Origin of the sequence: Streptomyces sp. MMBL 11-1 (genome assembly GCF_028622875.1) — a bacterium.
In the GTDB taxonomy this organism is placed as follows: Bacteria; Actinomycetota; Actinomycetes; order Streptomycetales; family Streptomycetaceae; genus Streptomyces.
Map to the genome: position 1 here is coordinate 5214639 of NZ_CP117709.1, position 12248 is coordinate 5226886.

Annotated in this window: 13 protein-coding genes; 6 read left to right on the top strand and 7 right to left on the bottom strand. The window is 73.1% G+C overall.

Annotated features, from left to right (window positions below; all coding sequences use genetic code 11):
• Positions 1–40 precede the first annotated feature (40 nt).
• From PSQ21_RS23425 to PSQ21_RS23440, 4 genes are all read right to left on the bottom strand, one after another.
• Positions 41–232: a DUF1059 domain-containing protein gene (locus PSQ21_RS23425; protein WP_069752587.1), complete on the bottom strand. Its 192-nt coding sequence runs from the start codon at positions 230–232 to the stop codon at positions 41–43.
• A 70-nt stretch (positions 233–302) separates the two neighbouring features.
• On the bottom strand, positions 303–560 hold the full coding sequence (locus PSQ21_RS23430) for a hypothetical protein (RefSeq protein WP_274032718.1): 258 nt from the start codon (positions 558–560) through the stop codon (positions 303–305).
• A complete protein-coding gene (locus PSQ21_RS23435) occupies positions 557–1120 on the bottom strand; it encodes a sigma factor-like helix-turn-helix DNA-binding protein (RefSeq protein WP_274032719.1) in 564 nt (187 codons plus the stop codon). Before PSQ21_RS23435 ends, PSQ21_RS23430 begins: the two co-directional genes overlap by 4 nt.
• A gap of 62 nt (positions 1121–1182) precedes the next feature.
• Positions 1183–1713, bottom strand: coding sequence for a MarR family winged helix-turn-helix transcriptional regulator (locus PSQ21_RS23440; protein WP_097870909.1), 531 nt, complete (start codon positions 1711–1713; stop codon positions 1183–1185).
• A gap of 156 nt (positions 1714–1869) precedes the next feature.
• Between PSQ21_RS23440 and ilvA the strand changes: the two genes are divergently transcribed.
• The 4 genes from ilvA (at position 1870) to PSQ21_RS23460 (ending at position 6151) form a co-directional block, all read left to right on the top strand.
• Positions 1870–3099 carry a threonine ammonia-lyase gene (ilvA, locus tag PSQ21_RS23445; RefSeq protein ID WP_274032721.1) on the top strand — a complete coding sequence of 410 codons (1230 nt, stop codon included), beginning with the start codon at positions 1870–1872 and terminating at the stop codon, positions 3097–3099.
• A gap of 151 nt (positions 3100–3250) precedes the next feature.
• Complete coding sequence (locus tag PSQ21_RS23450) at positions 3251–4273, top strand: ATP-binding cassette domain-containing protein (protein WP_274032723.1); 1023 nt, start codon at positions 3251–3253, stop codon at positions 4271–4273.
• Positions 4270–5133 (top strand): ABC transporter permease, encoded by an 864-nt coding sequence (locus PSQ21_RS23455; RefSeq protein WP_274032724.1) that lies wholly within the window; start codon positions 4270–4272, stop codon positions 5131–5133. The genes PSQ21_RS23450 and PSQ21_RS23455 overlap by 4 nt, the downstream gene beginning before the upstream one ends.
• A 202-nt stretch (positions 5134–5335) precedes the next feature.
• Positions 5336–6151: a DUF899 domain-containing protein gene (locus tag PSQ21_RS23460; protein WP_274032725.1), complete on the top strand. Its 816-nt coding sequence runs from the start codon at positions 5336–5338 to the stop codon at positions 6149–6151.
• Positions 6152–6246: 95 nt separating this feature from the next.
• Here the strand turns inward: PSQ21_RS23460 and greA are convergent, their stop codons facing one another.
• Positions 6247–6744, bottom strand: coding sequence for a transcription elongation factor GreA (gene greA, locus PSQ21_RS23465; RefSeq protein WP_274032727.1), 498 nt, complete (start codon positions 6742–6744; stop codon positions 6247–6249).
• A 184-nt stretch (positions 6745–6928) separates the two neighbouring features.
• The gene (locus tag PSQ21_RS23470; RefSeq protein WP_274032728.1) at positions 6929–7345 is read right to left on the bottom strand and encodes a DUF4307 domain-containing protein; all 417 of its coding nucleotides are present in this window, start codon (positions 7343–7345) and stop codon (positions 6929–6931) included.
• Between the two features lie 238 nt (positions 7346–7583).
• On the opposite strand from PSQ21_RS23470, the gene mca reads away from it, so the two are divergent.
• Complete coding sequence (gene mca, locus PSQ21_RS23475; RefSeq protein WP_274032730.1) at positions 7584–8465, top strand: mycothiol conjugate amidase Mca; 882 nt, start codon at positions 7584–7586, stop codon at positions 8463–8465.
• Position 8466: 1 nt separating this feature from the next.
• Positions 8467–8706 carry a hypothetical protein gene (locus PSQ21_RS23480; protein ID WP_274032732.1) on the top strand — a complete coding sequence of 80 codons (240 nt, stop codon included), beginning with the start codon at positions 8467–8469 and terminating at the stop codon, positions 8704–8706.
• 184 nt (positions 8707–8890) lie between these two features.
• Here PSQ21_RS23480 and PSQ21_RS23485 read toward each other — a convergent pair whose 3' ends face one another.
• On the bottom strand, positions 8891–12112 hold the full coding sequence (locus PSQ21_RS23485) for a tetratricopeptide repeat protein (RefSeq protein ID WP_274032733.1): 3222 nt from the start codon (positions 12110–12112) through the stop codon (positions 8891–8893).
• Between the last annotated feature and the right edge of the window lie 136 nt (positions 12113–12248).

Consider the following 12248-nt stretch of genomic DNA (forward strand, 5'->3'; position numbering starts at 1 on the left):
ACCAGGGGCGCCCGCCGGAACCGGAGGGCGCCCCTCACGTTCAGACGCTCACCTTCTCGTCCTCCAGCATGCCCCTGACCTGCTCGCGCAGTTCGGGACCGTCCTCATGTCCATGGACCGACGCGGCGTGCTCACTCGCGGCCCTGACGACCTCGTCCTCCTCACCGGCGATGGTGAGAGTGCAGTTCATCTCGCTCGGATACTTGCGGCAGTCCGCGATCTTCCTCGTCATCACGGCCTCCTCGGCTCGTTCGACGACCGGCCCCTCCAGCGTAGGCCCGCAGGGGGCGGACCCCAACGGCTCACCAGCCCTCCAACGGCGGAGTGACCTGCGCGGGCTCGGTCGCCCACGGCTGCTCGACCCCGGCCCAGACCAGGAACGCGGCGAGCGCCGCGGCCAGCAGCCAGCCCGCCGTCCGCCGCGCCGCCCGGCGCAGCCGCATACGGCGTCCGCCACGCCGGACCGCCCGCGCGGCCAGCTCCGGCGGCAGGGCCGGATGCGGGCCGTCCAGCATCCGGCGGACCTGCTCCTCGCGCGGGTCCCGGCGCTCGGCGCTCACGGCGTCGCCCGGGAGTCGGGGGCCGGCCGGGGGTCCGGGGCCGGCCGGGAATCCGCGGCCCGTCGCGGCCCGGCCGTACGGTGCGACGGCGCCCGCCCCGGGCCACCGGCGCCACGCCCCGGCGCGCGCAGCGTCGCCACCGCCCGGGCGCACACCGCGCGGACCCGGTCCTCCGGCAGCCCGAGCAGCGCCGCCGTCTGCTCCTCGCCGACCTCCTCGTACATCCGCAGGACGAGAACGAGCCGTTCGACGGGGGTCAGCCGGTCCAGCGGACCGCCGCGCGGCCGCTGGTGGCGACGGGACTCCCGGGCGAACCGGAGGACCAGCTCCCGGCGGGCCAGGTCGTAGGGGTCACCACCGCGCAGCCGGCCCCAGTCGGCGTACGTACGGGCGAGAGCCGCGAGCAGCAGCCGCTCGGCCCGCCCGTACGCGCCGGGCGGCTGCGACGGCTCGCCGGTGAGCAGCGTCGCCGTGTGCAGCAGACGTCCGCCCGCGCCCGCCACGAAGGCCTCGAACTCCAGGGCGCGGAGCCGGTCCCGGTGGGTCGCCCGCTCTGCCATGGACCACATACGAGCCCCGGTGCACCGCCCCGGTCAAGAGCCCGGACGCGGTCCTCTCCCCGTCAGTCGGACTGCGGTGGCTGGTGTGCCGCCTGGCGGGCGGCGAGGGAGGAGTTGAAACGGGTGAGCAGGGCGCAGAACGTGTCCCGCTCCTCCTGCGACCAGCCGTCCGTCACCTGGGACATCAGCTCGCGCCGCGAGGCCCGGACCTCGTTCAGGCGGGCCTGACCGCGCGGCGACAGCTGGAGCACCACGGCCCGGCCGTCCTCCGGGTGCGACGTGCGCTTGACCAGACCGGTGTCGACGAGCGGCGCGACCTGCCGCGTCACCGTCGAGGAGTCGATGCCCATCCCGGCCGCCAGCGCCTTGACGCCCATCGGACCTTCCCGGTCCAGCCGGTTCAGCAGCAGGTACGCCGCCCGGTCCATCGAGTTGCGGACCTGGCCGACACCGCCGAGGCGAGTCTGCTCGGCACGGCGGGCGAAGACCGCCACCTGGTGCTGGAGGGAGTCCAGCAGGCTGTCGGGGCCCGGGTGTTCGGGGACGGCGCCCCCGGAAGGAGACGCAGCAGTCGTCATGTCCTGAGGGGGCATGGCCGGGGGCTCTCTTCGTGCGGTGTCGGATGGGTGGGGGACAGAGTACGCGGCCCCGGGGCAACGCGTACCACGCCGCACAAACCTGCGGACTCCGCCGCGGGCCGCCCTGAGACAAGTCTGCCGCGCACGGTCGCAGCTGCGAGACTTGCGGACATGAGCTTCCGCGCGACCGCCCACCACCCGGCCCTGATCCTCGACGACATCCGGGGCGCGCAGAAGATGCTGTCCGGGGTGGCGCGGGTGACCGCCCTGGAGGGCAGCCGCCATCTGACCGAGCTGGTCGGCGCCCCGGTCCACCTCAAGTGCGAGAACCTCCAGCGCACCGGCTCGTTCAAACTGCGCGGCGCCTATGTCCGGATCTCCGGCCTCTCCCCGGTGGAGCGGGCGGCCGGGGTGGTCGCGGCCAGCGCCGGGAACCACGCCCAGGGCGTCGCGCTGGCCTCCTCCCTCCTCGGCGTGCGCTCCACGGTCTTCATGCCCGTCGGGGCACCCCTGCCCAAGGTCGCCGCGACCCGGGAGTACGGGGCCGAGGTGCGGCTGCACGGCCAGGTCGTCGACGAGACCCTCGCCGCGGCCCAGCGGCACGCGGAGGAGACCGGCGCGGTCTTCATCCACCCCTTCGACCACCCCGACATCATCGCGGGCCAGGGCACCGTCGGGCTGGAGATCCTGGAGCAGTGCCCCGAGGTCCGCACGATCGTCCTCGGCATCGGCGGCGGCGGTTTCGCCGCGGGCGTCGCCGTCGCGGTGAAGGCGCTGCGCCCCGACGTCCGGATCATCGGCGTCCAGGCCGAGGGCGCCGCCTGCTACCCGCCGTCCCTGGCCGCCGGGCACCCCGTCTCGCTCGACTCCCCGGTCACGATGGCCGACGGCATCAAGGTCGGCCGGCCCGGCGACGTGCCGTTCGCCCTGATCGATGAGCTGGTCGACGAGGTCCGCACCGTCACCGAGGACGAGCTGTCCAGCGCGCTGCTGCTCTGCCTGGAGCGGGCCAAGCTGGTCGTCGAGCCGGCCGGGGCCAGCCCGGTGGCCGCGCTGCTCAGCGACCCGGAGGCGTTCCGGGGGCCGGTGGTGGCCGTGCTGTCCGGCGGCAACGTCGACCCGCTGCTGATGCAGCGCATCCTGCGGCACGGGATGTCCGCCGCGGGCCGCTACCTGAGCCTGAGGCTGCGCCTCACCGACCGTCCGGGGGCGCTGGCCGCCCTGCTGGCCGCGCTGACCGTGGCCGACGCCAACGTCCTCGACATCAGCCATGTGCGCACCGACCCGCGCCTCGGCCTGACCGAGGCGGAGGTCGACCTGCACCTGGAGACGAAGGGGCCGCAGCACTGCGCGGAGGTCGAGGCGGCGCTGCGCGCCGAGGGCTTCCGGGTGATGGGCTGAGCGGGACGAGGAACCCGCCGGGGAGGGCCGATCTCGCGCCGCGCCGCCGGGATGGGCCCGTTCACCGGGCGGCGACGGGCCGCCGATCCTAGGATCGGACCGGCAGGCCGCCACCGGCGACATCATCCGCGAGTGACGGGGGAACCTCTCCATGCCAGGTGCGATCCATGCCGAAGGACTGGTGAAGACCTTCGGCGACGTACGGGCCCTCGACGGCGTCGACCTCGACGTCCCCGAGGGCACGGTCCTCGGACTGCTCGGGCCCAACGGCGCGGGCAAGACCACCGCCGTACGCGTGCTGACCACGCTGCTGCGCCCGGACAGCGGCTCGGCCTTCGTGGCCGGGATCGACGTACTGAAGAAGCCCAACGAGGTACGCCGTTCGATCGGGCTCTCCGGGCAGTTCGCGGCGGTCGACGAGTATCTGACCGGGCGGGAGAACCTCCGCATGGTCGGGCAGCTCTACCACCTGAGCGCGCGGGACGCGAAGGCCCGGGCGGGCGTCCTGCTGGACCGGTTCAACCTCGGCGACGCCGCCGACCGCACCGCCAAGACGTACTCCGGCGGTATGCGCAGGCGCCTGGACCTCGCGGCGGCGCTCGTCGTGTCGCCGCCCGTGATGTTCATGGACGAGCCGACGACCGGCCTCGACCCGCGCAACCGGCAGCAGCTCTGGGACGTGATCGAGGACCTGGTGGCCGGCGGCACGACCCTGCTCCTGACCACGCAGTATCTGGAGGAGGCCGACCGCCTCGCCCATGACATCTGCGTCATCGACCACGGCAAGGTCATCGCCCGCGGGACCTCCGACCAGCTCAAGGCCCGGACCGGCGGCGAGCGCGTCGAGGTCGTCGTGCACCGCCCGGACGAGATCGAGCGCGCCCGGTCCGTGCTGACCTCCCTCGGCAAGGGCGAGGTCGCCGTCGCCCCGCTCTCCCGCAAGCTGACCGCCCCGGTCAGCGGTGGGGCCAGACTGCTGGCCGAGATCATCCGCGACCTGGACGCCCAGGGCGTGGAGATCGACGACATCGCCCTGCGCAGGCCCACCCTGGACGACGTCTTCCTCTCCCTCACCGGCCATGCGGCCGAGGTGCACGAGACCGGGGAAGAAGAGCCCGACGGAGCGGAAGCGGAACGTTCCCGCGGCGCCCGGAGCAAGGAGGACACCCAGTGAGCGAGATCGCCAAGGACGCCCCCTCGTTGCTCCCCCGTCCCGCCGGGGGCATCACGCAGTCCGTGAAGGACTCCCTCGTCGTCGCCAAGCGGAATCTGATCAGGATGACCCGGATCCCCGAGATGGTGATCTTCGGTCTGATCCAGCCGATCATGTTCGTGGTGCTCTTCACCTACGTCTTCGGCGGCTCCATCAGCATCGGCGGCTCCACCGACCCGCAGCTGTACAGGGAGTTCCTGATGGCGGGCATCTTCGCCCAGACCGTCACCTTCGCCACCGCCGGAGCCGGCGCGGGCATCGCCGACGACATGCACAAGGGGCTCATCGACCGCTTCCGGTCGCTGCCCATGGCCCGGGGCGCGGTCCTCACCGGGCGGACCCTCGCCGACCTCGTACAGACCACGCTCACCCTCGTCGTGCTCGCGGGGGTCGCGCTGATCGTCGGCTGGCGCACCCACGAGAACATCGGCAAGGTGATCTGCGGCTTCCTGCTGCTGCTCCTGCTCGGCTACGCGTTCTCCTGGATCGGAGCCCTGATCGGCCTCTCCGTGCGCACCCCGGAGGCGGCCACCTCCGGCGGCCTGATCTGGCTGTTCCCGCTGACGTTCATCTCGAACGCCTTCGTGCCGGTCACGGGCATGCCGGCGTTCCTCCAGCACGTCGCCGAGTGGAACCCGTTCAGCGCCACGGTGGCGGGGGCCCGCGAGCTCTTCGGGAACACGATGCCGGGCGTGCCGAAGTCCGTCACCGGGGCCTGGCCGATGGAGCACCCGATCCTCGCCTCGGTCATCTGGTCGGTGCTGATCATCGTGGTCTTCCGCACCCTGGCGGTCCGCAAGTACCGCTCGGCGGCCGTCTGACACCCGCGCCCGGGGTGTCTGACGCCCGCCCGGGGTGTCCGACGCCTGCCCGGGCCGTCTGACACCCGCCCTGGGTGTCGCGATGAGTTCCGGCGGTGCCGCGAGTCTCTACCGGTGGGGCGCCGCCGGCGTCGTACGACGTCCCCGGCGCCCACCGTGACCGACTTCGGCACCCCCGGCACGCGACACCACGGAGGACACCATGACCACCGCACCGGACGATCCGGCCGCCGAGCTGCCCGGCGCCCCGCCCGTCGTCGACCTGGCCACCTGGCAGGCCGCCCGGGACGAGCTCCTGGTCCGCGAGAAGGCCCACACCCGCCAGGGCGACGCGCTCGCCGCGGCCCGCCGACGACTGCCGATGGTGGAGGTCGACGGAACGGCCGAGGTCGTCGGAGCCGAGGGCCCGGTCCCGTTCCTGGATCTCTTCGAGGGCCGCCGGGAGCTCGTCGTCTACCAGCACATGTGGTACGACGGCGCACCGCACCAGGGCCAGTGCGAGGGCTGCACCGACGCGGTCTGGCACATGCGGGACGCCGTCTACCTCAACGCCCGGGGCGTCTCGTTCGCCGTCCTGACCACGGGGTCCTGGGAGGAGGTGGCCGCCTACACGGCGTTCATGGGCTACACCCAGCCCTGGTACTCGGTGCGGGGCCTGGACGCGCCGATCGGCGGGGAGATGGGGCACCTCGCCTGCTTCCTGCGCGACGGCGGGCGCGTGTTCCTCACCTACTCCACGACGGGCCGCGGAATCGAGCCGGCCAACGGGTCCTTCGGGCTGCTCGACCTGACGCCGTACGGCCGTGGCGAGGCGTGGGAGGACCGGCCCGAGGGCCGCCCGGCGATCGGCCGGGTCCGCGAGGGATACCCGGGTGAGAGCGGTCAGGCCTGCTGGTACTGGCGCACCGACGCGGACGGGACCGCGAGCTGGGGCCCGGCCAGCCGCCCCACCCCGCAGTGGACCCGCCCCGGCGTGACGCCCGAGAAGAGCCTCGGCCGCACCGGCGACTGCTCCTGACCCGGCGACCGGCACCGCCCCGGCGCACGCGACGCACGGGAGCCCCGGCCGCCCATGGCCGGGGCTCCCGCGTCGTTTTGTCGTGACCGGCCGGATCAGCCGGTGTAGGGCTTCGCCGCCAGGATCTTCACCGAGGCCGTCTTGCCGTTCGGCAGCTCGTACTCCGCGTCGTCGCCCGTCCGCTTGCCGTTCACGCCGAGGCCGAGCGGGGACTGCGGGGAGTACGTCTCGATCTCCGTGCTGGCGTATTCACGGGAGGCGAGCAGGAAGGTCAGCGTGTCGCTCTCGTCGCCGTCGAAGGCGATCGTGACGACCATGCCGGGCTCGACCACGCCGTCGTCGGCCGGCGCCTCGCCGACCTTCGCGTGCTCCAGGAGCTGTGTCAGCTGGCGCACCCGCAGCTCCATCTTGCCCTGCTCCTCCTTGGCCGCGTGGTACCCGCCGTTCTCCCGGAGGTCACCCTCCTCACGGGCCGCCGCGATCTTGACGGCGATCTCCGTGCGCGCGGGACCAGACAGGTACTCCAGCTCGGCCTTGAGCTGGTTGTACGCCTCCTGCGTGAGCCAGGTGACGTTTTCGCTGGTCTGGGTCACAGGTGCTCCTCGTCGGTGCTGGGAATACAAAGCATCGCCCTACCCAGAAGCATGTGCCTCCACGGGTGGGCGAAACCACGAGCCTAACAATTCCCCAGGAAAAGGGGGAGAAGGTAAACCGTCACACCCCCCGACCGGCCGATGTGACCCGTATCGTCGCAGGTCACAGGGGGTCTGGTCGGGATCAGCCCGTCGGGCCGTCGTCGGCGGTGCAGCCCATCGGCTCGACCGCGGTCGCCCTGGAGCGGGTCACCACGGTCACGACCTCGTCGATCCGGTCCTCGGCCCGGTCGAAGCGGACCTCCTTGCGGCCCACCTCGGAGCCGTCCTCGCTGAGCGCCCGCACCAGGCAGTAGCCGTGACCCTCGCGGTCCTTGCGGACCTCCAGGTGGACATCGGCCCGGGCGTCGGAGACGACCTTGAACTTGATCATCTCGGCGCTGATGCCCTGGCCGCCCACGTAGTCGAAGCCGATCCACCCGATCACGCCGAGCAGGGCGACGCCGAGGACCGATCCGACGATCTTCAGCTTGCGGTCGGCACGCTGGTCCTCGGTCCGGCCGTACCGCCCCTCGGGCAGGGCCTCACGAACCGTCGTCATGATCGTTCCCTCCGGACCTGGCATCGAGGAATTTTCCGGCGCCTCGTTCAGTCACTATAGAAGCCGCCCGCCCGGCACCCGACCGCGCCCCACACCGATGCCGCGCGGGCGCGGCACCTTCCGGAGACAGAGACCCGGACCGGCTTCGACAGCGACCCGGACGACCCGGACCGGCCCGACCTGACCGACCCGACCGACCCATGATCGACCAGAGCGACCAATGACTGAGGATCGAGCTTTGACTGAGCAGCTGCGACTGATGGCCGTTCACGCCCACCCCGACGACGAGTCGAGCAAGGGCGCGGCCACCATGGCCAAGTACGTGTCCGAGGGGGTGGACGTGCTGGTCGTGACCTGCACGGGGGGCGAGCGCGGCTCCATCCTCAACCCGAAGCTCCAGGGTGACGCGTACATCGAGAAGAACATCCACGAGGTGCGCAAGAAGGAGATGGACGAGGCCCGGGAGATCCTGGGCGTCCGGCAGGAGTGGCTCGGTTTCGTCGACTCGGGACTGCCCGAGGGCGACCCGCTGCCGCCGTTGCCCGAAGGCTGCTTCGCCCTGGAGGACCCCGAGGTCGCCGCGGGGCGCCTGGTGGCGAAGATCCGCGCGTTCCGGCCGCAGGTCATCACGACGTACGACGAGAACGGCGGCTACCCGCACCCCGACCACATCATGACGCACACGATCTCGATGATCGCGTTCGACGGTGCGGCCGACGCGGAGCGGTTCCCGGAGGACGAGTTCGGCCCGGTCTGGACGCCGCGGAAGCTCTACTACAACCAGGGCTTCAACCGGCCGCGCACCGTCGCCCTGCACGAGGCGCTCCTGTCCCGGGGCCTGGAGTCCCCGTACGGTGAGTGGCTGGAGCGCTGGAAGGAGTTCGAGCGCGTGGAACGCACCCTGACCACGCACGTTCCCTGCGACGAGTTCTTCGAGATCCGCGACAAGGCGCTCATCGCGCACGCCACCCAGATCGACCCCGAGGGCGGCTGGTTCCGGGTTCCGATGGACATCCAGCGCGAGGTCTGGCCGACCGAGGAGTACGAGCTGGCGAAGTCTCTGGTCGATACCTCCCTCCCCGAGAGCGACCTCTTCGCGGGCATCCGCGACAATGCCTGATATGTACGCGACCCAGGCACTGACGCACCTCGTCCCGCTCGCCGCCGAAGAGCTCGACAAGAACAAGGTCACCCCCGGCGTCCTCGGCTTCCTCGTCTTCGCGGCGCTCGCCGTCGGCGTGTGGGCCCTGATGAAGTCGATGAACCGCCACATGGGCAAGGTCGACTTCGAGGAGGCCCCCGACCCGGACGCGGTGGCCTCCGAGCCCGTCGCGGGCAGGGCGGCAGCCCCCCGGAAGTAACCCGCGCCCGGGGGGCCGCGCGTACGGGAAGGGCGTCCGGCCCCGGTGCCGGGCGCCCGCCGCCCCGTGCGCGTACGGAACGACGGCCTCCGCCGTCCCGTGCATGTGCGGAATGACAGCCTCCGCCGCCCCGTGCACGTACGGAACGACGGTATCCGCTGCCCGCCCGGTCAGCGCCGTGCCGTCATGGCCGGGTCGGCTCCGTCGCGACGCCCATGATCTGGCCGGCGGCGCGGGTCGGCGTGAGCCCGAGCCGCCACACCTGCCAGCCGTCCTCCAGGTCCACACCCCGCTCCAGCGCCACCGCGAACGCCGCCGCCGACTGCTCCAGCTTCCCGTCCCGCGCCGGGTGGCGGCCCTCGATCAGCTCGGCCAGCTCCCGCTGCGCCACCACCGTGCCCACCACGATGCCCCCGGGCGAGGCGTACGGCAGCAGCGTGCAGCGCAGGAACCGGGCCCAGTCGCCGCCCCGCGCGTCCCCGTACGAGGCGAACAGCTCGGCCGCCTCGCCGCACAGCTCCAGCGCCTGCGGCGCACGCCCGTTGCCTGCGTCGATCAGCGCCAGCTCCACACACGCCCACGCCTCGCCGTACGGCACCTCGATCCGCCGGAAGTCGGCCCGCGCGTCCATCAGCAGCTGCCGGGCGAACCCCGAATTGCGCAGGTTGCCCGTCTGCGCGGCCCGCTGGTCCCGGGTCACCCGGCCCGAGTGGTGCCGGGCGCACGCCAGCCCGTACACGTCCCGCATCCGCGAGAACATCGTGCGGGAACGCTCCAGCTCACGCACCGCCTGATCGGTGTCCCCGTCCTCCTCCAGCGCCTGCCCCAGGTAGTACAGGGTCCACGCCTCGCCCCGCGCGTCCTCGTTGTGCCGGTGCCTCTCCAGCGCCTCGCGCAACTGCTCCAGGGCGGCCGCCGGATCGCCGTCCAGCAGCCGGGCCCGGGCCAGCTGGGTGAGCGCCCACGCCTCGCCGCGTTCGTCGCGGGTCCGCCCGTACAGCTCCAGGGCGGTACTCAGCGCCTCCTCGGCCGGAGCCACCTCGCCCGTCCGCAGCCGCACCTGCCCCAGCTGGAACTGTGTCCACGCCTCACCGTGCAGCGACTCGCCCTCCCGGTGCAGCCGCAGCGCGTCGGCCAGCAGCGACAGCGCCCGCGCCAGACCGCCCCGGTCGCGCTCCACGGCCGCCAGGGCGTGCAGGGTCCAGGCCCGGTCCTCGGCCTGCGCGTCGGACGACTGGAGCGCCAGCGCCTCGCCGAGCCGGGCCGCCGCCTCCGTCAGATTGCCCTGGTGGTGCAGGGTGATGCCGAGCGAGCACAGCGCCAGCGCCTCGCCCGCGTCGTTCTGCGCCTCGTGGTACAGCCCGACCACGGAGGACAGGGTGGTGCGGGCCTTGTCCAGCTCGCCGAGCTGCCGGGCCGCGATCCCCGTACGCCACTGCACCGACCGCTCCAGCAGGCCCTGGTCCACGGCCTGCGTCAGCTCGCTGATCTCACCCAGGCGGTACAGGTCGCCGCGCAGCAGGCAGTAGTCGCACAGGGCGCCCAGCAGATGCAGCACCGTGGCCTGGTCGACGCCCTCCGCGTGCCGCAGCGCCGCCGTGATGAAGCTCGACTCGTCGTCCAGCCAGCGCAGCGCCGAGTCCAGCGAACCGAAGCCGTGCGAGCCGAACTGCCCGGCGCGGGTCGACATCTTCCCGTCGACCATCCGGATCACCGCGTCGGCCAGCTCCGCGTAGTTCGTCAGCAGCCGCTCCTGCGCCGCCGTCCGCTCGGCCGGCTCCTCCTCGTCCAGCAGCCGGGCCAGCGCGAAGGCCCGCACCAGGTCGTGCAGCCGGTAACGCGATCCCCGTACGCGGGTGAGCAGCCCGGCCCGTGCCAGCACGGTGAGCAGGCGCTCCGCCTCCTGCTCGTCCGCCGCGAGCAGCGCCGCCGCCGCTGCCGCCCCCAGGCTCGCCCGGCCCGCCAGCGCGAGCCGCCGCAGCAGCCGCCTGGCCTGCTCGCCCTGGTCCGTGTAGCGCAGCCACAGGGCCCGCTCCACCGGATCCACAGGACTGTACGCCCCCAGGTCCTCCGCCAGGGTGTGACGGCTACGGGCCCCGAGCGCGGAACCAGCCACCCGCAGCGCCAGCGGCAGCCCGCCGCACAGCTCCACGACGGCGTCCGTGGACGGGTAGTCGTACGGCCCGGCCTCCTCTTCCTCGGCGACCTCGCGCAGCAGCTCCTCCGCGCCCGCCGCGTCCAGCGGGCCGACCGGCAGGTGGTGCACCCAGGCCGGCAGATCCTCGGGCAGCTCCAGCGGCTCCCGGGCGGTGACGATCACCAGACTGTCCGAGCGCTCCGGCACCAGGGTGCGCACCTGCCCGGCGTCCGTCGCGTCGTCGAGCACGATCGTGACCGGCGTCCCCGTGAGGTGCTGGTGGTACAGCTCGCCGAGCCGCCGCACCTGCTGCTCGGCCGAAGCGCCTTCCCGGAACAGCAACTGCTCGCGCGGCGCGCCCAGCCGGTTCAGCAGGTGCAGCAGGGCGTCCCGGGTCGGCAGCGGGCTCTCCCCGGCGACCTGGCCGCGCAGATCGACCACGCACGCGCCCCGGAACTGATCCTTGAGCGCATGGGCGGCCCGCACCGCGAGCGCCGTACGCCCCGCCCCCGGCTCACCGTGCAGCACGACGACCGTCGGCCGGGTCTGCGTGGAGGCGCGGGCCGCGTGCACCCACTGGGCGATCTGCGCCAGCTCGGCCCGCCGCCCGGCGAACGGCCCCTCCGCCTTGGGGAGATGCCCGAAGGACTGCTCCAGCACCACCCGGGTACGGGCCGCCGCGCTGCGGTCCCCGCCGCGCAACTGCCGTCCCACCGGGGCGGTCTGCTTTTTCGGGGCGCGCGCGGCGGGCGTCAGCATGCGCTGCTGGTCCAGATACGGGCGGATGCCCCGTACCTCCAGGGCGGTCAGCCACTGGAGCCGCAACTGCTCGGCCCCGCCCGGCTGTCCGGCCGCCCCGGCACGACGGTGGGCGGCGGGCCAGTGCGAGGCGGTCGCCTTCACCACGGTCGTCGCCGTGCCGGCCACCGCGACGGCCACACCCGCACCGAGCGCCAGGCCGGTGTTCGCACCCAGCGCCAGATCCGCGCCGAACGCGGCGGCCGCGCCAACCCCCGTCACCAGCAGCGGAGTTCCGAGCGTCGCCCTGCTGAAGCGCTCCGAGAGCGGGCGCTCTCCCGCCGCCACCGCGTCCAGTGCCTGCGTGTACGCGGCGTACTCCTCGCCCGCGCCGGCGGCCATGGTGTCGAGCGCGGCCCGCGCCCGTGACAACAGCGCACCGGCATCGGTCTGTCCGCCGGAGCGCCGCTGCTCCTCCTCCACGGCACGCACCAACAGCCTCTCGGCTTCCGCCCGATGGCTGTCCCGCATCTAAAGTCCCCCTCCGAGTGCTGCTTCCCGGGCATCCGTCGCCGGGGCGTCAGATACCAAGCGTCGGGTCAAGTGTCCTGCGTGGCGTGCTCCGGCGCGAGGGGTGCCGGGCAAGGGGCGGGTCAAGGCGTGGGCG